Annotated in this window: 11 protein-coding genes; 9 read left to right on the plus strand and 2 right to left on the minus strand. The window is 73.0% G+C overall.

Annotation, left to right across the window (positions count from 1 at the left end; all coding sequences use genetic code 11):
- Positions 1 to 171: 171 nt before the first annotated feature.
- Complete coding sequence (locus FHY05_RS14815; RefSeq protein WP_183945227.1) at positions 172 to 336, minus strand: hypothetical protein; 165 nt, start codon at positions 334 to 336, stop codon at positions 172 to 174.
- A 128-nt stretch (positions 337 to 464) separates the two neighbouring features.
- On the opposite strand from FHY05_RS14815, the gene FHY05_RS14820 reads away from it, so the two are divergent.
- From FHY05_RS14820 to FHY05_RS14845, 6 genes are all read left to right on the plus strand, one after another.
- Positions 465 to 2,468, plus strand: coding sequence for an autotransporter assembly complex family protein (locus FHY05_RS14820; RefSeq protein WP_183945228.1), 2,004 nt, complete (start codon positions 465 to 467; stop codon positions 2,466 to 2,468).
- 5 nt (positions 2,469 to 2,473) lie between these two features.
- Positions 2,474 to 6,583, plus strand: coding sequence for a translocation/assembly module TamB domain-containing protein (locus FHY05_RS14825; protein ID WP_311732497.1), 4,110 nt, complete (start codon positions 2,474 to 2,476; stop codon positions 6,581 to 6,583).
- A gap of 208 nt (positions 6,584 to 6,791) precedes the next feature.
- A complete protein-coding gene (locus FHY05_RS14830) occupies positions 6,792 to 7,883 on the plus strand; it encodes an alpha/beta hydrolase (protein ID WP_183945229.1) in 1,092 nt (363 codons plus the stop codon).
- A gap of 11 nt (positions 7,884 to 7,894) precedes the next feature.
- On the plus strand, positions 7,895 to 8,380 hold the full coding sequence (locus FHY05_RS14835) for a DUF4142 domain-containing protein (RefSeq protein ID WP_183945230.1): 486 nt from the start codon (positions 7,895 to 7,897) through the stop codon (positions 8,378 to 8,380).
- Between the two features lie 102 nt (positions 8,381 to 8,482).
- Positions 8,483 to 10,768, plus strand: a complete 2,286-nt coding sequence (locus FHY05_RS14840; protein WP_183945231.1) for a TonB-dependent receptor — start codon at positions 8,483 to 8,485, stop codon at positions 10,766 to 10,768.
- Between the two features lie 395 nt (positions 10,769 to 11,163).
- Positions 11,164 to 12,627: a tryptophan halogenase family protein gene (locus tag FHY05_RS14845; protein ID WP_183945232.1), complete on the plus strand. Its 1,464-nt coding sequence runs from the start codon at positions 11,164 to 11,166 to the stop codon at positions 12,625 to 12,627.
- A 160-nt stretch (positions 12,628 to 12,787) separates the two neighbouring features.
- Here FHY05_RS14845 and FHY05_RS14850 read toward each other — a convergent pair whose 3' ends face one another.
- A complete protein-coding gene (locus FHY05_RS14850; RefSeq protein ID WP_183945233.1) occupies positions 12,788 to 13,813 on the minus strand; it encodes a LacI family DNA-binding transcriptional regulator in 1,026 nt (341 codons plus the stop codon).
- 464 nt (positions 13,814 to 14,277) lie between these two features.
- Between FHY05_RS14850 and FHY05_RS14855 the strand changes: the two genes are divergently transcribed.
- The 3 genes from FHY05_RS14855 to FHY05_RS14865 are packed head-to-tail and all read left to right on the plus strand — an operon-like array spanning position 14,278 to position 19,600.
- Entirely contained in the window at positions 14,278 to 16,083 is a 1,806-nt protein-coding gene (locus tag FHY05_RS14855; RefSeq protein ID WP_183945321.1) for an alpha-amylase family glycosyl hydrolase, read from the plus strand.
- The gene (locus tag FHY05_RS14860) at positions 16,080 to 18,110 is read left to right on the plus strand and encodes an alpha-glucosidase family protein (protein ID WP_183945234.1); all 2,031 of its coding nucleotides are present in this window, start codon (positions 16,080 to 16,082) and stop codon (positions 18,108 to 18,110) included. Before FHY05_RS14855 ends, FHY05_RS14860 begins: the two co-directional genes overlap by 4 nt.
- The gene (locus FHY05_RS14865) at positions 18,107 to 19,600 is read left to right on the plus strand and encodes an MFS transporter (protein ID WP_183945235.1); all 1,494 of its coding nucleotides are present in this window, start codon (positions 18,107 to 18,109) and stop codon (positions 19,598 to 19,600) included. Before FHY05_RS14860 ends, FHY05_RS14865 begins: the two co-directional genes overlap by 4 nt.
- The last annotated feature ends 24 nt before the right edge of the window (positions 19,601 to 19,624 follow it).

The following is a 19,624-nucleotide window of genomic DNA, read 5'->3' on the forward strand; positions in this document are numbered from 1 at the left end:
GCCGCTAGTGGGGCAGGATGTAAACGACGCGACATTTCCGCGACGTTTTCGTTACGGCGTCGCAATCTGATCGCGAGATCGCTGTTCTGGGTAGGTCGGTGCACCGAACGGCGCCGTCTCGCTCTTGCTCGCGCTAGCGCGGGAACACGGCGGGTACGTCGAGGTGATCGCCTAGCGGTCGCGCCACCAGACCCACAGCGCGACGGCCACCCCCAGCGCCAGGCCGACGAGGAAGCCGATCGTCGGCTCGCCGGCCATTAGGCCGAGGATCGTGCCGCCGAGGATCAGCGCGGCGATGGGGAAGCCGCCGGCGAGCGGGGAGCGGGAAGGAGGCATCCGTGCGCTCTGCCACGCCGTCGTCGCGCACGCCAGTCGCGACCGGCCGTGCCGGGGGCGCGATCCCAACCTCGATCGGTCGGTTTTCCCCCCTTCTTCTCTCCACCTGCGGCGGCTAGACCGAGGGCATGAGGCCGGACGTGGGGCGGCGCGGCGCGCTGGTCTGCGCCGTGGTCGGCGTGATAACAGGAGCAGTACCGGCGCGCGCCCAGCGGGCGCCGGCGGGCGACGCGGCGTCGCCCGCCTCGATCCCGCCGTCGTCCGGCCGCACAGATGCCGCATCGCCCACGCTCGACGACGTCGACCCGAGCGCGCCGCTCGCCGCGCTGCCCGACATCGGCGTCGACTGGCCCGATCTCAGCGCCGCCCCCGCCGCACCGTCGGCCGAGCGCGCGCAGATCGGCGCGACCACGCGCTACGCGTGGCGCATCGACGGCCTCGACGCCGCGGGCACGCCGCTGCTGCGCCAGCGCTTCCAGGAGCTCTCGGTGCTCGCCGGCAACGACGGGAAGGAGGCCAACCCGGCCCAGCTCGATCGCCGCGCGCGGCAGGACGCCGAGCTGCTCCTCACCCTGCTCAAGGGCGAGGGCTATTATGACGCCACCGTCGCGACGCGGTTCGAGCGCGCCGAGAAACGCCCCGTGGTGGTGCTGGTGGCGACGCCGGGGACGCTCTACCGCTTCGCCGGGGTGACGCTCGCGGGCGTCGAGGCGGCGGGAGCGAAGGCCCAGAAGCTGCGCGACGCCTTCGCGGTGCACCCCGAGGATCCGGTCAACAGCGACGCGATCGCCGCGGCCGGGGTCAACCTGCGCACCCGCGCGGGCGAGGAGGGTTTCGCCTTCGCGCAGATCGGCGACCCGCAGGTGGTGGTCGATCGCGCCGCGCAGAGCGCGACCGTGTCGGTAGAGGTCGCGCCGGGCACCGCGCGGCGCTTCGGGCGGATCACCGCCAACGCCGACAATCACGTGTTCGACGCGGATCACGTCGCCGACATCGCGCGCTTCAAGACCGGCGATCCGTACGAGGCGTCGCAGCTCGACGACCTGCGCCGCGCCTTGGTGCAGACCGGCCTGGTCTCCACCGCCGAGGTGCGCGCGGTCGCCGCGGGCGATCCGTCGGAGGTGGACGTGGCGGTACGGCTCGAGCCGGCGCCGCCGCGCACCGTGGCGGTCGAGCTCGGCTATGGCACCGGCGAGGGTGCGCGCTCCGAGGTCAGCTGGACCCACCGCAACCTGTTACCGCCCGAGGGCGCGGTGACGCTGCGCGGCGTCGCCGGCACGCGCGAGCAGCTCGGCCAGGTCACGTTCCGCCGCAACAACTTCCACGCGCGCGACCGCGTCCTCACCGCGCAGTTCGCCGCCGCGCACCTGCTGCGCGACGCGTACGAGGCCAACACGCTGTCGCTGTCCGCGGCGCTGGAGCGGCAGACCAACATCTTCTTCCAGAAGACCTGGACCTGGTCGCTCGGCGCCGAGCTGGTCGCCTCGGACGAGCGCGACGTGATCCTCTCCACCGGCGAGCCGCGCCGTCGCACCTTCCTGATCGGCGCGCTGCCGACCAGCCTGGGCTATGACGGCTCGGACGACCTGCTCAACCCGACGCGCGGCTTCCGCCTCGCCGGCCGGGTGAGCCCCGAGCTGTCTTTGCAGAACCGCGCCTTCGGCTACACCCGCGTCCAGCTCGACGCGAGCGCGTACCAGCCGGTCACCAAGGGCACCGTGCTGGCGGGGCGGGTGCGCGCGGGGACGATCCTGGGCGCCCCGCGCGACCAGATCGCGCCGTCGCGGCGCTTCTACGCCGGCGGCGGCGCCTCGGTGCGCGGTTACGGTTTCCAGTCGATCGGCCCGCGCGACCCTAACAATGACCCGATCGGCGGTCGCAGCCTGGCCGAGTTCGCGGTCGAGGCACGGATCCGGGCGTTCGGCAATTTCGGCGTGGTGCCCTTCTTCGACGGCGGCAACATCTACACCGGCGGGCTGCCCGACCTCACCGGCTTCCGCTACGGCGCCGGCATCGGCGTGCGCTATTACTCGAACTTCGGCCCGATCCGCGTCGACCTCGGCACCCCGATCAACCCGCAGAAGGGCGACAGCCGGCTCGCGGTCTACGTCTCGCTGGGGCAGGCGTTTTGAGCCGGGTGCTGCGCTACGTCGGGCTGGCGCTCGCGGCGCTGGTCGCGCTGGCGCTGCTCGTCGTCTTCGTGCTCGACACCGGCGTCGGGCACCGCTTCGTCGCGGACCGAGTGAACGCGCTGCGCCCCGACAACGGACTGCGCTTCCGCATCGGACGGATCGACGGCTCGCTCTACGGGCGCGCCGAGCTGGTCGACTTTCGGCTGTACGATCCCCACGGGCTCGTGCTGTCGGTGCCGCGCGCGCGGCTCGACTGGTCGCCGCTCGCCTGGTGGCACAACCGCCTCGACATCGCCTCGCTCGACATCGCCACCGCGACGCTCGCCAAGCTGCCCGAGCCGCGCGACACCGGCCGCAGCGGGCCGCTGCTGCCCAAGTTCGACATCGCGATCGGGCGGCTCGCGGTCGACCGGCTGGTCGTCGCGCCGCGGGTCACCGGCGTGGTGCGCTACGGCCGGCTGCGCGGGCGCGCCGATATCCGCGACGGCCACGCGCTGGTCGACCTCGCCGCGCTGGTGCAGGGCAGCGACTCGCTCGACCTGCGGCTCGACTCGCGCCCCGACGCGGGCCGCTTCGACCTGGAAGCGCGCGCGCGCGGCACCGCGCGGGGCGTGCTGGCGAGGCTCACCGGACTGAACCGCGCGCTCGCGCTCGACGTCGCGGGCGACGGCGACTGGCACCGCTGGGACGGGCGCGCGGTGGCGCAGGCCGGCGCGGCGCGCGTGATCGACCTCGCGCTCGCCAACCGCGACGGGCGCTACCGGCTGATCGGCACGGCGGCGCCGAGCGCGGTGACCGGCGGCAAGCTCCAGTCGCTCACCGCGCCGCGCGTGGCGGTCGACGGCAACGCCACCTTCGACAATCGCCGACTCGACGGCGCGCTGTCGCTGCGCTCGCCCGCGATCGCCGCCGAGGTGCAGGGGATGGTCGACCTCGCCGCCAGCGCGTTCCGCAACGTGCGCGTCAGCGCGCGGCTGCTGCGCCCGGCGGCGCTGTTCCGCAACATGACCGCGCGCGACATGCGCCTGCGCGCCATCCTCGACGGCAATTTCCGCACCTTCTCCTTCGACTACCGCCTCACCGCCGACCGGTTCGCGTTCGACGACACCGGCTTCGAGCAGGCGCGCGCGGCCGGGCGTGGACGCTGGTCGAGGACGCCGGTGCTGGTGCCCGCGCGCTTCACCGCGGCGCGCGTCACCGGGGTCGGCGAAGTCGCCGGCGGCATCCTGCGCAATCTCAGCGTCGACGGCGTGCTCAAGGTCACCGCCACCCAGGTCACCGGCGACCGGCTGCGGCTGCGCTCGGACCAGCTCGCCGGCGAGATCGGGCTCCGGCTCGACCTGCGTACCGGGCGCTACGACGTCGCGCTGAGCGGCGGGCTGGGGCGCTACCTCATCCCCGGCATCGGGCTGGTGCAGGTCGACTCGCGGCTCCAGGCGGTGCCCGGTCCCAACGGCCACGGCACGCGCGTGGTCGGGCGCGGCACCGCGCGCGTGCTGCGGCTCGACAACGCCTTCTTCCGCTCGCTCACCGGCGGGCTGCCGCGGATCGAGACCGAGCTGGAGCGCACCCCGGACGGCATCCTCCATTTCACCCGGCTGGTGCTCACCGCGCCGACGCTGCGGCTGGCCGGGAACGGCTACCGCCGCCGCGACGGCACCTTCTTCTTCGAGGGTGCGGGCACGCAGGGCACCTACGGCCCGGTGACGCTGCGGCTCGACGGCAGGATCGAGCGGCCGACGCTCGATCTCGTCTTCGCGCGCCCCAACGCCACCTTGGGGCTCACCGCGGTGCGCGCGCATCTCGACCCCAGCGCGCAGGGGTTCGCCTTCTCCGCCGCGGGTGGATCGCGGCTCGGCGACTTCACGGGCGCGGGACAGATCGTGCTGCCGCCGGGCGACGGCCAGTCGCGCATCCTGGTCGAGCGGCTCGACGTCAGCGGCACGCGCGCGACCGGCGCGCTCGACATCGTCGACGGCGGCTTCCGCGGGCGGCTGAACGTGAACGGCGGCGGCTGGAGCGGCGCGCTCGACCTCGCCCCCGTCGGCGAAGTGCAGCGCATCGCCGCCCAGCTCCAGGCGCGCAACGCCCGGATCGGCGGCGTCGCCTCCGTGCGCGTGGCGCAGCTGCAGTTCACCGCCCTGCTCGACCCCGCCGGCACCAAGCTCGACGCCACCGCACGCGGCGCGGGGCTGCGCCACGGCGCGCTGTCGGTGTCGCGCTTCGACGGCAGCGTGGCGCTGGCGGGCGAGACCGGCGAGATCCGCGCCGCGATCGCGGGCTCGCGCGGGGTCGGCTTCCGCGTCCAGACCGTCACGGCCGTCACGCCCGACGGCTACACCGTGCGCGCCAGCGGCAGCATCGGCCAGCGCCCGATCCGGCTCGACACGCCCGCGGTGCTGCGCCGCGATGGCGGCGCCTGGACGCTCGCGCCGACCAGGCTGAGCTTCGCGGGGGGCTCGGCCGAGGTGTCGGGGCGGCTCGGCGACGGCGACACGAGCGTCCGCGCCACGCTCGCCGACCTGCCGCTGGCGGTGCTCGACATCGGCTATAGCGGGCTCGGCCTCGGCGGCAGCGCGAGCGGCGCGATCCGGCTCGATGCGCGCGCGGGCGCGGCGCCGACCGGGCGCGCCGACCTCACCGTTCGCGGGCTGACCCGATCGGGGCTGGTGACCTCGTCCACGCCGGTCGACATGGGGCTGGCCGCGGTGCTCGCGCCCGATCACGCCGGCGCGCGCGTGGTGATGCAGTCGGCGGGCAAGATCGTCGGCCGCGCGCAGGCGCAGCTCAAGCCGCTCGGCAGCGGCAGCCTGGTCGAGCGGCTGTCGCGCGCCGGGCTGTTCGCGCAGGTGCGCTACAGCGGCCCCGCCGACACGCTGTGGCGGCTCACGCGGATCGAGCTGTTCGACCTGACCGGGCCGGTCGCCTTCGCCGCCGACGTCACCGGCACCACGCAGGCGCCGCAGCTGCGCGGCGTGGTGCGCGCATCGGGCGCGCGGATCCAGAGCGCGACCACGGGCACCTCGATCACCAACCTCGCGGCGAGCGGGCGCTTCAGCGGCTCGCGGCTCCAGCTCGACCGCTTCACCGGCGACACCGCCCGCGGCGGCAAGGTGTCGGGCAGCGGCTGGTTCGACCTGCGCCCGACCGGCGTCGCGCTCGACCTGCGGGTCGACGCGGATCACGCCGTGCTGATCGATCGCGACGACATCGGCGCCACCGTCACCGGCCCGATCACCTTCCGCTCCGACGGCGACGGCGGCGTGATCGGCGGCGACGTGCGGCTCGACACCAGCCGCTACAAGTTCGGTCAGGCCACGGTCGCGAGCGCGCTGCCGCAGGTGTCGGTACGCGAGATCAACGTGCCCGGCGGCGACAATGCCGACGACGAGGTGGCGGCACCGTGGCGGCTCGACGTTCGCGCCCGCGCGCGCAACGGGCTGATGGTCACGGGTCTCGGCCTGTCGAGCGAGTGGACCGCCCAGGTACAGATCGCGGGCACGCCGACCGACCCGGCGCTGACCGGCCGCGCCGACCTGGTGCGCGGCGACTATGAGTTCGCCGGGCGCGAGTTCGAGCTGTCGCGCGGGATCATCCGCTTCGCCGGCGAGGTGCCCGCCAACCCCGCGCTCGACATCGAGGCGAGCGCCAACACCACCGGGCTCAACGCGACGATCCGGGTCACGGGTGTCGCGCTCAAGCCCGAGATCAGCTTCACCAGCACGCCCGCGCTGCCGCAGGACGAGCTGCTGTCGCGGCTGCTGTTCGGTACCTCGATCACCAATCTCTCCGCGCCCGAGGCGCTCCAGCTGGCCGCCGCGGTGGCGGCGCTGCAGGACGGCGGCGGCGGGCTCAACCCGATCAACGCGGTGCGCCGCGCCGCCGGGCTCGACCGCCTGCGCATCCTGCCCGCCGACCCGCAGACCGGGCAGGGCACCTCGATCGCCGCGGGCAAGTACGTGACGCGGCGGATCTACGCCGAGATCATCACCGACGGCGCCGGCTATTCGGCGACGCGGGTCGAGTTTCAGGTAACGCGCTGGCTGTCGCTGCTGTCGTCGATCTCGACGCTGGGGCGGCAGAGTGCCAACGTGCGGGTGTCGCGCGATTACTGACGTAGGATTGGCCGATCCGAGCCGACCCGTGCTCATGCGGGAGCCCGGAGCGGCGAGCGGGAGCGGCCATGGCCCTGGGCTCCGGCGTTCGCCGGAGCACGCTGACGATTCGGATGGGGCAGACCTCAGGTCGGGTTGCAGAGCCGGAACGGTCCGGCGAACACAGGGATCGGGGCGCTGCGGCGCGAGTGAGCGTGAGGGGGTAAGGATGCGAGTGGGATGGTGCGCGGCGGCGGTCGCCGCGCTGGTGATCGGCGGAGGTGCGGCGGCACAGTCGCCGGCCGCGCTCAACGACGCACCGCCTCCGTCGACCACCGCGGCGGCGATCCCGACGGCGGTGGTGGCGGACGACATGAAGTCGGTACTCGAGCAGCTGCCGCTGCTCGGCGCGCGGCCGATCGCGACCCTCACCCCGGTCGAGGCGCGGCTCGAGCCCACGGCGGCGGACGCGTACAACGCCGCGATCCGCAAGTCGGGCATGTCGGTCGCGCCCGACGCGACGGTGACGACGCAGGACCTCGCCTACGGTACCGACCCGATGCAGTACGCGCGGATCTATCGGCCGGGTGCGGCCGCAGGAACGGGCGCGCCGCTGCCGCTGCTGGTCTACTACCATGGTGGCGGCTGGGTGCTGGCCGGTGTCACCGCCTATGACGCGACGCCGCGGCTGCTCGCCAAGCAGCTCAACGCGATCGTGGTGTCGGTGGAGTATCGCCACGCGCCCGAGTTCCGCTTCCCGGCGCAGCACGACGACGCCGCCGCTGCCTATGGCTGGGCGGTGCAGAACGCCGCCGCCTGGGGTGCCGACCCGACGCGGGTGGCGCTCGCGGGCGAGAGCGCTGGCGGCAACCTCGCGCTCAACGTCGCGATCTACGCGCGCGACCATGCGCTGGCGCGACCGGCGCACGTGCTCGCGATCTACCCGATCGCCAACAGCGATCCCGCGCTACCGTCGCGGCGCGACTCCGCGGGCGCGACGCCGCTCGACGCCGCGATGCTCGGCTGGTTCTCGCATTATCACGCCGCCACCGCCGGCGACTCCGCCGACCCGCGGCTCAACCTGGTGCGCGCCGACCTGCGCGGGCTGCCGCCGGTGACGATCGTCAACGCGCAGATCGACCCGCTGCGCTCGGACGGGGAGACGCTCGCCCACGCGCTGCGCGGCGCGGGCGTGAGCGTGCAGCAGCGAACGTACAGCGGCGTGACGCACGAGTTCTTCGGCATGGGCCGGCTGGTGCGCGGCGCCTATGACGCCGAGCTCTACGCCGTGGCGCGGCTCAAGTCGGCGTTCGGCCTGTGAGGAGAGGGACGATGCGCGCGCTCGCGGGGCTGACGATACTCGCCGGGGCGGTCGTGGCCGTCCCCGTGGGGGCGCAGGCGATGTCGCCCGCGCGCTACCTCGAGGCAGCGGGCGCGGCCGACCTGTACGAGCGCGCCGCGAGCCAGATGGTGCTCGAATCCACCACCGACGCGAAGGTGCGCGACCTCGCCCGGATGATGCTCGCCGACCACGCGCGTGGCAGCGCGACGCTGCGCGCGGCGGCGGCCCGCGCCAGGGTGCGCGTGTCCGCGGCGGCGCTGTCCCCGCTTCAGACCGAGTGGGTCGCCGAGCTCCGCGCCGAGACCGGCCTGGCGCGCGATGCCACCTATGTGGCGCAGCAGCGCGCCGCGCACGCGCGCGCGCTGGCGCTGCACCAGGCCTATGCCGCGGGCGGCGGCGCGGCGACGCTGAGGGCGGCGGCGGCACGGATCGCGGCGGTGGTCGCGCGCCACGCGGAGGCGCTCAAAGCGATGTAAGGCGCGGCGCGAAGGATCGCCGATAAACATCGCTGCCTCCGCACGGGCGAGCGGTACCGCGCTCTACAAGGATCGTACGTCATCACGCGATCCGGGGCGCCCATGTACACCAGCTTCGCACGTCCTGCCCGATGCCTGCTCGCGCTGTCCGGCGCGGTGCTGCTCGTCACCCCTGCGCAGGCGCAGGGGCCGGCCCAGTCCCCCAAGCCCGGTACCGTCACCGAGGGCAAGGACGGTGAGGTCATCGTCACCACCACCGCGCAGAAGCGCTTCGAGAACATCCAGGACGTGCCGCTGGCGGTGCAGGTCGTCACCCCGGCCCAGCTCGAGGCACAGGGCGTGCACCACTTCCAGGATCTGGAGCGGGTCATGCCCTCGCTCGTCATCCGCCCGGCCGACCATCCGGTGAACACCAACGTGTCGATGCGCGGCGTCGGCACGTTCGCTTATGCGATCGGCGTGGAGTCGAGCGTGGCGGTGACGGTCGACGGCGCCCCGGTCGCGTTCCTCGCGCGCGCGATCAACGACCTGCCCGATGTCGCGATGATCGAGGCGCTGCGCGGGCCGCAGAGCACGCTCTACGGCAAGGCGGCCTCGGCGGGCCTCATCAAGATCATGACGACGCAGCCGACCAACGAGCTGCACATCCGCGCCAACGCGCGCCTCACCGCCGATCACGAGTTCGCCGAGCAGCTCAGCCTCACCGGTCCGCTGACCGACACGCTCGGCTATGTCGTCACCGGCGGCTACACGTACTGGGACGGCAACGTCCGCAACCGCTTCGACGGCCGGCGCCTGGGCGGCCGCGACACGTTCACGACGCGCGGCAAGCTCCGCTGGCGGCCCCGCCCCGAGCTCACCTTCACGCTGTCCGGCAATTACATCGACGGCAGCACCGCGGCGGCGCGGCCGTTCGTCCGCCTCGCGCCGACCGCCCGGCTGCACAACGAGCCCGACCTCACCGCCGCGGTCGTCCTGCCCGGCGTCACCGCCGGGCCGGGCAACCAGACGGTGGCGTACAACGCGCGATCGGGCACCGACTATCACGGCAGCGGCGCGCTGCTGCGGAGCGAGATCGATCTCGGCGCGGTCAGCCTGCTCGGCCTGACCAACTACGATCGCTTCAAGCTCTACGATTACCTCGATTTCGACGACACCGCGGCGCGCCCGCGACGCGGCAACGTGCGCGAGGTCGGCGCCTTCGACTCGCGGCTGTTCACGCAGGAGGTCCGACTGCTGTCGCGCGACGACGCGGCGTTCCGCTACGCGCTCGGGCTCTATTATGCCGACACCGGCTTCGACCGGCCGTTCCAGCGCGGGCCCGCCTTCGCGCTGTCGCATCTCCACGCCACCGCCGGTTCGCGCCAGCTCGCCGGCTTCGGGCAGATCGACTGGCAAGTCGTGCCGAAGCTGACCGCCACTGCCGGCGGTCGAGTCCAGAACGAGCGGGTCCGCTACACCTTCGCCGACCTGCTCGCCGCGGAGCGCCATCCGGAGGCGACGAGCCGCTTCGCCGGCCACGACAGCGACGATGCGGCCACTTACCGGCTGGGGCTGAGCTACCAGGCGGCGCGTGACCTGATGGCCTTCGCCAGCTACGCCACCGGGTACAAGGGACAGGCCTATGACCTGTCCACCGGCTTCGACCAGAAGCGCGCCGACGGCGGGCCGATCCGCCCCGAGCGGTCGCGCGACGAGGAGGTCGGCATCCGCAGCCAGTGGCTCGAGCGCCACCTGACGCTGAACACCACCTTCTTCGACACGCAGTATCGCGACCTGCAGGCCCAGACCGTCGAGTTCTTCCCCGATGGTTCCTACCTCAACCGGCTGACCAACGTCGGCAAGCTCGTCACGCGCGGAGTCGAGGTGGAGGCGTCGGCGCGGCCGAGCGGCGCTGTCACGCTCAGCGCCAACGCCACCTATCTGAACGCCCGCTATCTGTCCTTCCCCGCCGCCCCCTGTTTTCCTTTGCAGACCGCGGCGCAGGGTTGCGTCGGCACGCCGCGGCGGCAGGACCTGGCGGGCGAGCGGTTGGCACAGGCGCCGACGTGGCGGTTCGATGCCAGCGGCGAATATGCCCCAGCGCTCGGCCACGATCGCCGCGGCGTGATCCAGGCCGCATGGCGGTATCAGGGGGCGATGTCCTACGCGCCGCGCGACCCGCAGTTGTTCCAGCGCGCCTACCATGTCGCCGACGTCAGCCTGGGCCTGCGCGACGAGACGCGCCACTGGGAGGGCGCCGTCTTCCTGGATAATGTCTTCGACCAGCGGCACTATGCGTCGCTGGTCAACGTCGCGAACAACTTCGGCAACCAGACCGCCACCGCCGCCCTGCTGCCGCGCGACTTCCGCCGCTACGGCGGGGTGCGGATCGGGCTGAGCTTCTAGGACGCGGGCTTATGGAGCCCGGCTCGATGCCGGGACGCCGCGCAGAACCTGGGGGGCCGGTTTCGTCGGTGGTCATCGGGATGGCGTTCCCTGCGAGCCTTCCTCGGCGGCGGGTTCGTTGCTGCTCGACCCTCCGCGATTTCACCGCGAGCGCGGTGCAGAGCCAAGCAGAACGACGGTCCTTGACGTGGGAGAGTCCTCGGCGCCCGCGGGCGCGGGAGCACCAGGGGGCGTCTCTCAACAATATCCGGCAGCAGGAATCCCCCCGCCGCCTTGCTGAAGGCGGACGCGAGATAGACGCGCCCCAGACGCAGCAGGCCGGAGCACCCCGCTTGCCCGCGGCGCTCCGTCCGCGCACCATCGCCGCGAGAAGTCGGATCAGGAGAGAGCGGCGCATGCGCACGATCGTCATCGCCGGGGGCGGCAGCGCGGGGTGGATGTGCGCCGCCGCTCTCGCGCACCTGCTCGGCCCGGACTGGCGCGTGCGACTGGTCGAGTCGGACGCGATCGGTACGGTCGGCGTCGGCGAGGCGACGATCCCGCAGATCCGCACCTTCAACCAGGCGCTCGGGCTCGACGAGCGCGCCTTCCTCGACGCCACCGAGGGCACGTACAAGCTGGGCATCGAGTTCGCGGGCTGGGGCGCGCCGGGCGAGCGCTATCTCCACGCGTTCGGCGACGTCGGCCGTGACTCGGGGCTGGTGCCGTTCCATCAGCGCTGGCTGCGCGCGCGGGCGGCGGGGACAGCGGCGCCGCTCGGCGCCTATTCGCTCAACGAGGTCGCCGCGCGCGAGGGGCGGATGCAGCTCGGCCGCGCGCGCACCGCCGCGCTGCTGCCCGAGATGCCCTATGCCTTCCACTTCGACGCGGCGCTCTACGCCGCGCTGCTGCGCCGCTTCGCGGAGGCACGAGGGGTGGAGCGGGTGGAGGGACGCATCCTCGGCGTCGAGCGCGCCGGCGAGGCGCTCACCGCCTTGCGGCTGGACGGCGACCGGCGCGTCGCGGGCGAGCTGTTCGTCGACTGTACCGGCTTCGCCGCGCTGCTGATCGGCGGCGCGATGGCGGTGCCGTACGACGACTGGTCACGCTACCTGCCGTGCGACCGCGCGCTCGCGCTGCCCTGCGCGCGGGTCGCGCCGCCGGTCCCGTACACGCGCGCCACCGCGCACGACGCCGGCTGGCAGTGGCGCATCCCGCTGCGCCACCGCACCGGCAACGGTGTGGTCTACAGCAGCGCGCACCTCGACGACGCCGCGGCCGAGCAGGTGCTGCGCGCGGGGCTCGACGGCGGCACCGAGGCAACGCCGCGCGCGATCCGCTTCACCACGGGGCGACGGCGCGACGCGTGGCGCGGCAACGTCGTCGCGATCGGGCTGGCGGCCGGGTTCATGGAGCCGCTCGAGTCGACCAGCCTCCACCTCGTCCAGTCGGCGATCGCGCGGCTGATCGCGCTGCTGCCCGGCGCCGCGAGCGGGCCGGCGACGCGCGACGCCTTCAACCGCCAGAGCGCGACCGAGTGGGAGCGGATCCGCGACTTCCTCGTGCTCCACTATCATGCCAACCGGCGCGACGGCGCTTTCTGGCGCGACTGCCGGGAGCTGCCGCTGCCCGGGACGCTCGCGGCCAAGCTGGCGCTGTGGCGCGAGCAGGGCGTGGTGCTGCGCGAGCAGGACGAATTGTTCACCGAGGTGGCGTGGGTGCAGGTGCTGGTCGGGCAGGGGATGCTGCCGGGTGGCCACCACCCGCTCGCCGACACCGAGCCGCTGGATGCGGCGCGCGAGTTCCTCTCGCTATGGGCGCAGCTGGTGCGGCGCGAGGTGGCGCAGATGCCGTCGCACTCGGCGCTGGTGGGGGGCTAGTCGGAGAGAGCACGCGTCGCTGCGCGCCTTCTCAGCTGCCGCCCGCTGGTCCGCCCATGCCATCCCCTCTTCGCGTGAATGACGGAGGGAGACGGGCACGGGCAAATAAGACAAGGCTCGCGCATAGGTTCGACGAGCGATCTCTTACCCGCCTGCCGCCTCACGTCGACGCGCGTACCACCAGGGTCGCGGGCAGCGTGAGATGGTCGGTCGGCTCGCCCGCGATCTGGCGCACGAGCGTGTCGACCAGCACCGCGCCCGCGCGCGCGTAATCCTGCGCCACCGTGGTGAGCGGCGGCCGCGTCAGGCTCGCCGCCGGGATGTCGTCGAAGCCGACCACCGACACCGCGCGCGGCACCACCAGCCCCGCCTCGTCGAGCGCGCGCAGCGCGCCGAGCGCGATCAGATCGGAGGCGGCGAACAGCGAGTCAAAGCCGATGCCGCGCGCGATCAGCCGCTGCGTCGCCTCATAGCCGGCCTGCTCGGACGACAGAGCGTCGACGTGCAGCCCCGGATCCGCCGCCAGCCCGGCCTCGCGCAGCGCGTAGGCGAGGCCGCGATACCGGTCGCGGAACTCGGGGTAATGGTCGCTCGCCTCGCCGATGAAGGCGACGCGGCGGCGCCTGCGCTCGATCAGGTGGCGTCCGACCGCGGCGCCGCCGGCGCGATTGTCGCAGCCGATCACCGTGCCCAGGCCGCCGCTCGCGGCGACCGAACCGTAGCGCACGAAGCGGGTCTTCTGCCCGACCAGCTGCTCGACCCGCGCGCGGTACAGCTGCCAGTCGCCGTAGCCGAGCAGGATCAGCCCGTCGGCCTTGCGCGAGTCGGCATAGTCGACGTGCCAGTCGGCGGAGAGCTGCTGGAAGGAGGTGAGCAGGTCGTAGCCGCGCAGCGCGCAGGTCTTGAGGATCGATCCCAGCATCGACAGGAAGAAGGGGTTGATGTGCGAATCGTCGGGCAGCGGGTCCTCGAAGAAGAGCAGCGCCAGCGTGCGCGCCTCGCCCTTGCGCAGCGACGAGGCGGCGCGGTCGACCTTGTAGTTGAGCTGGCGCGCGATCGCCTCGATGCGGAGCCGCGTCGCCGCGCTCACCGTCTTGTCGCCGCGCAGCGCGCGCGACACGGTGGGCTGCGAGACGCCGGCCAGCGCCGCGATGTCGAACGAGGTGACTTTGTCGGACAGCGCCATGGCGGCGGATCGGTCTCTCCTGCGGGAGCATCTTCTACCGCGCGCACGCGGCGCTGTGAATACGTATGCCCTGCGCTGGCCAAGCGCGGCGCGGCGCCGCATCAGGCGGCGAACCGCGCGGGGCGTCCCGACACGGCACGGGGGAGGGTGAGCGGATGGTGATGTCGAGGTCTGCCCCAGTGGTGCGCTCCCGCGGCAGCGGGAGCCAGGTGCCAGTGCGCGGCGCGACCGGGGCCCCGGGTTCCCGCGCGCGCGAGAACCCGGTTGAGGGGCGTGACGCCCCCCCGCACCGCGAGACGCTGCCGGAGGAGGACGCCGCCGCTCCTCCCACCCTGCCGTCGTCCCGAACACGCTGCGGGATCCACCGTGCCGCGCACTCAGCCGCCGCGGCGCTCGCGGGACGGTGGATCCTGACACGAGTTCAGGACGACGCCAGAAGAAGGAGCGTTCGCGCCCGCCCGCTCATCCTCGCGGCCGCCCTCGCCGCGCTGCTCACCAGCGCCACGCCCGCGCTCGCCGACCCGCTGACCGAGCTGCGCGCGCGCCCGCCGCAGGACGAGGTGATCTACTTCGCGCTGCCCGACCGCTTCGACAACGCGGACCCGAGCAACGACCGCGGCGGGCTCAGCGGCGACCGGCTCGTCACCGGCTACGACCCGACCGCCAAGGGCTTCTACCACGGCGGCGACCTCGAGGGGCTGACGCGCCGCCTCGACTATGTCCAGGCGCTCGGCGCGACCGCGATCTGGGTCGGGCCGATCTTCCGCAACAAGCCGGTGCAGGGGCCCAAGGGGCAGGAGAGCGCGGGCTATCACGGCTATTGGATCACCGACTTCGAGCATGTCGACCCGCATCTCGGCACCGACGCCGAGTTCAAGGCGCTGGTCGACGCCGCGCACGCGCGCGGGATCAAGGTCTACATGGACATCATCGTCAACCACACCGCGGACGTGATCCAGTATCGCGAGTGCGGCGACTGTGCCTATCGCGGCCGCGCCGACTATCCGTACCAACGCCGCGGCGGCGTCGCCGGCGCCGCGATCAACCCCGGCTTCGCGGGCGACCAGGACCAACGCGCGGCCAATTTCGCGCGCCTGACCGATCCCCGCTACGCCTACACCCCGTTCATTCCAAAGGGCGAGGAGAAGGCCAAGTCGCCGGCCTGGCTCAACGACGTCACGCTCTACCACAATCGCGGCAACACGACCTTCACCGACGAGAGCTCGACCATGGGCGATTTCGTCGGTTTGGACGATCTGATGACGGAGAACCCGCGCGTCGTCAGCGGCATGATCGAGATCTTCGGCGGCTGGATCGACCGCTTCGGCGTGGACGGCTTCCGCATCGACACCGCGCGCCACGTCAACCCCGAGTTCTGGCAGCAGTTCGTCCCCGCGATCCTGGCGCGTGCGAGGGCGCGCGGCATCCCCAACTTTCACGTCTTCGGCGAGGTGGCGGCCGACCAGCTCGATCCCGGCCCGCTCGCGATCCACACGCGCATCGACAAGCTGCCGGCGGTGCTCGACTTCGCCTTTCGCCGCGCGGTGCTCGACACGGTCGCGGGCACGCGCGGCACCGACGCCTTCGAGACGCTGATCCGCGGCGATTCGCTGTACGAGGGCGGCGGGGCGACCGCGCGCACGCTCCCCACCTTCGTCAGCAACCACGACAACGGCCGCTTCGCCTTCTACGTGCGACAGGCGCTGCCGCGGGCGAGCGACGACGAGGTGCTGCGGCGGGTCGAGCTCGCCAACGCGATGCTGCTGACCCTGCGCGGCGTGCCGACGATCTACTCGGGTGACGAGCAGGGCTTCACCGGCGACGGCAACGACCAGGACGCCCGCGAGGACATGTTCGCCAGCCGCGTCGCCAGCTACAACGACAACCGCCTGCTCGGCACCACCACGACCACCGCCACGGCGCATTTCGGGCGTGACAACCCGTTGTTCCGCCAGATCGCGACGCTCGCGCGCGTGCGCCGGGCCGAGCCCGCGCTGCGGGAGGGGCGGACGCTGCTGCGCGCGCGCGGCGATTCGCCCGGACTGCTCGCGGTGTCGCGCGTCGATGCGGCGAGCGGGCGCGAGATCCTGCTCGCCTTCAACACCTCGGCCCGGCCGATCGAGCGGCTGGTCGAGATCGGCGTGCGCGGTGCCACCGCCGCCACGCTCGCCGGCGAGGGCTGCGCCGCGCGCGCGGTCGCGCCCGGATCGCTGCGTGTGACCTTGCCGCCGCTCGGCTATGCCGTGTGCGCTATCGGAGAGACAGAATGACCGACCCGTGGTGGAAGGGCGCCGCCGTCTACCAGATCTACCCGCGCAGCTTCGCCGACGCGAACGGCGACGGCGTGGGCGACCTGCGCGGGATCACCGCGCATCTCGACCATGTCGCCTCGCTCGGGGTCGACGCGATCTGGATCTCGCCCTTCTACACCTCGCCGATGCGCGACTTCGGCTATGACGTGGCCGATTACTGCGACGTCGACCCGACCTTCGGCACGCTCGCCGACTTCGACGCGCTGGTCGCGCGCGCGCACGCGCTGGGGCTGAGGGTGATCACCGACCAGGTGTGGTCGCACACCTCGGACCAGCATGCCTGGTTTCGCCAGAGCCGCCAGCGGCGCGACGGCGACAAGCACGACTGGTACGTCTGGGCCGACGCGAAGGATGACGGCGCGCCGCCCAACAACTGGCAGTCGGTGTTCGGCGGCCCGGCCTGGACCTGGGACGCGCGGCGCCAGCAATATTACCTCCACACCTTCCTGCGCGAGCAGCCCCAGCTCAACGTACGGAACCCGGCGGTGCAGGAGGCGCTGCTGGCGGTGGGACGGTTCTGGCTGGAGCGCGGCGTCGACGGCTTCCGCCTCGACGCAATCAACCACGCGATGGGCAGCGCGGCGCTGACCGACAACCCGCCCGCGCCGCCCTCGAACAAGCCGCGCACGCGCTCGTTCGACTTCCAGCTCAAGCAGCACAGCCAGGACCAGCCCGACATGCTGCCCTTCGTCGAGCGCATCCGCGCGCTGACCGACGAATACCCCGACCGCTTCACCGTGGCCGAGATCGGCGGCGAGGAGAGCGACTGGGTGCGCAAGGACTATACCGCGCCGCGCCGGCTCGACACCGCCTACGGCTTCGACTTCCTCTACGCCGAGCAGCTCACCCCTGCGCTGGTGCGCGCCGCGCTGGCGCAATGGCCCGGCGCGGCGGGCGAGGGCTGGCCGAGCTGGGCGTTCGAGAACCACGACGCGCCGCGCGCGGTGTCGCGCTGGGCGCTGCCCGAGCATCGCGACGCCTTCGCGCGGGCCAAGATGGTGCTGCTGGCGGCGCTGCGCGGCAACATCTTCCTCTACCAGGGCGAGGAGCTCGGGCTGACGCAGGTGGCGGTGCCGTTCGAGCTGCTCCAGGACCCGGAGGCGATCGCCAACTGGCCGCTGACACTCAGCCGCGACGGCGCGCGCACGCCGATGCCGTGGCAGGCGGAGGGGCCGGGGCACGGCTTCACCGCGGGCACGCCGTGGCTGCCGTTCGGCGCGGACCACGGCGCGATGGCGGTGGACGCGCAGGAGGCCGACGCGGGCTCGCTGCTGCACTGGACGCGGCGGCTGCTGGCGCTGCGGCGCGCGCATGCGGCGCTGCGGGTCGGGACGATCGCCTTCGTCGACCTCGGGCCAGGGGTGGTGGCGTTCGAGCGCGTCGCCGGCGACGAGCGGCTGTTGTGCGTGGTGAACCTGACGCCCGAGCCGCGCGAGCTGGCGCTGCCGGAGGGCGTGACGCTGGTGGCGAGCGGGGTGAGCGGGGCGCGGTTCGACGGCTATGGCGCGCTGCTGGCGCTGCGTGCTGCGGCGGAGAACGGGATCCAGTCGGGGGATGGCTCCGCATCTCACGTGCCGCCCGCTACTGGGCCCCGGACTTCGCCGGGGCACGCGGGTGATGCGGGGTGGGACCCTTCCTCCAACGGTGCCCCGGCGAAGGCCGGGGCCCAGCTGGGGGACGGTTCCGCACCTCGCGTGCCGCGCGCAGCTGGGCTCCGGCCTGCGCCGGAGCACGCGGGTGGGGAGGGGAGGGACACTCCCTCCGACGCCCCGGCGGACGCCGGGGTCCAGTTGGGGGACGTTTCCGCATCTCGCGCGCCGCTCGCAACTGGACCCCGGCGTTCGCCGGGGTGGACGGCGGAGGAGGAGAGGTCGTCACCGCTCGCCGACGCCGACGCCGACGCCGACGCCGACCCTACCGCAAACGCCGGCACCGACACCGACCCCACCCCTACCAACAGTCCCCTCACGACCCCCCGCGCATGACCCAGCCGCGCCGCCGCCATCAGTCGCTCGCCGGGCTGGCCAACATCAGCTTCGGCTTTTTCGGCATCCAGATCGGCTTCGCGCTGCAGAACGCGAACATGAGCCGCATCTTCCAGTCGCTCGGCACGCGGCTCGACGATCTGCCCGCTCTGTGGGTCGCCGCGCCGCTCACCGGGCTGCTCGTCCAGCCCGTGATCGGTCACCTCAGCGACCGCACCTGGCTCGGCCGCTTCGGGCGGCGGCGGCCCTATTTCCTCGCCGGCGCGCTGCTCGCCGCGCTGTCGCTGCTGATCATGCCGCTCAGCCCCGGGCTGCTCGTCGCGGCGCTGATGCTGTGGGTGCTCGACGCCTCGCTCAACGTCTCGATGGAGCCGTTCCGCGCCTTCGTCGGCGACATGCTCGACCGTGACCAGCACGCCGCCGGCTATGGCGTGCAGACCGCCTTCATCGGCGCGGGGGCGGTGGTGGGATCGATCTTCCCCTGGCTGCTCGAGCAGGCGGGCGTGTCGAACGTCGCGCCGCCGGGCGTCATCCCCGCATCGGTCCGCGTCGCTTTCTGGGTCGGCGGCGCCGCGCTGCTGCTGAGCGTGCTGTGGACGGTGCTGACCACGCGCGAATATGCGCCCGAGGAGATGGCCGCGTTCGACGGCGCGCCCGCCGCCGACGAGGCCGAGGGCCATGCCGCGCTCGCCGCGCGGAGCGACGGCGCGCCGCTCGCCTGGATCGGGGCCGGCGCGGCGGTGGTGGCGCTCGTCGCCGCGCTCGGGCTCGAGAAGGAGATGTACCTGCTCGGCGCTTTGCTCGCCGGCTACGGCCTCGCCAGCCTCGTCGCGATCCGCCGCGCGCGGCGCGGGCGCGGCGCGGGGATGCTCGGCCATCTCGTCGGCGATTTCGCGGGCATGCCACCGCTGATGAAGCGGCTCGCGCTCGTCCAGTTCTTCAGCTGGTCGGCGCTGTTCATCATGTGGATCAACACGACCCCGGTCGTCACCGGTGCCTTCTACGGCGCGCCCGACGCGGCCAGCCCGGCCTACCAAGAGGGCGCCAACTGGGTCGACGTGCTGTTCGCCGCCTACAATGGCGTGGCGGCGCTCTCCGCGCTGCTGCTGCTGCCGTGGCTGGCGCGGCGCGTCGGCAAGGCGCGCACCCACGCGATCGGGCTCGGCTGCGGCGCGCTCGGCTTCGCCAGCGTGTTCGTGGTGCCCGACGCGCGCTGGCTGCTGCTGAGCGAGGTGGCGATCGGCGTCGCCTGGTCGACCATCCTGGCGATGCCCTATGCGATCCTCGCCTCGGCGCTGCCGCAGCGCAAGCTCGGGGTCTACATGGGGCTGTTCAACGTCTTCGTCGTGCTGCCGCAGCTGCTGGTGGCGACGGTGATGGGGTCGATCACCAAGCATTTCTTCCCGACCGCGCCGATCTGGACGATGGCCTTCGCCGCGGCGACGATGCTGGCCGCGGCCGCGGCGATGCTGCGCGTGCGGGTGGAGTGAGCCCGAGCTCCCGCGCACGCGGGC

The organism is Sphingomonas sp. BK580 (assembly GCF_014194975.1).
Lineage (GTDB): Bacteria > Pseudomonadota > Alphaproteobacteria > Sphingomonadales > Sphingomonadaceae > Sphingomonas.

Bases quoted from the DNA above. Each gene is read 5' to 3' on its own strand.
- FHY05_RS14840 (WP_183945231.1), top strand. From the start codon at position 8,483: ATGTACACCAGCTTCGCACGTCCTGCCCGATGCCTGCTCGCGCTGTCC.
- FHY05_RS14865 (WP_183945235.1), top strand. From the start codon at position 18,107: ATGACCCAGCCGCGCCGCCGCCATCAGTCGCTCGCCGGGCTGGCCAAC.
- FHY05_RS14815 (WP_183945227.1), bottom strand. From the start codon at position 336: ATGCCTCCTTCCCGCTCCCCGCTCGCCGGCGGCTTCCCCATCGCCGCG.
- FHY05_RS14830 (WP_183945229.1), top strand. From the start codon at position 6,792: ATGCGAGTGGGATGGTGCGCGGCGGCGGTCGCCGCGCTGGTGATCGGC.
- FHY05_RS14820 (WP_183945228.1), top strand. From the start codon at position 465: ATGAGGCCGGACGTGGGGCGGCGCGGCGCGCTGGTCTGCGCCGTGGTC.
- FHY05_RS14835 (WP_183945230.1), top strand. From the start codon at position 7,895: ATGCGCGCGCTCGCGGGGCTGACGATACTCGCCGGGGCGGTCGTGGCC.
- FHY05_RS14860 (WP_183945234.1), top strand. From the start codon at position 16,080: ATGACCGACCCGTGGTGGAAGGGCGCCGCCGTCTACCAGATCTACCCG.
- FHY05_RS14845 (WP_183945232.1), top strand. From the start codon at position 11,164: ATGCGCACGATCGTCATCGCCGGGGGCGGCAGCGCGGGGTGGATGTGC.
- FHY05_RS14850 (WP_183945233.1), bottom strand. From the start codon at position 13,813: ATGGCGCTGTCCGACAAAGTCACCTCGTTCGACATCGCGGCGCTGGCC.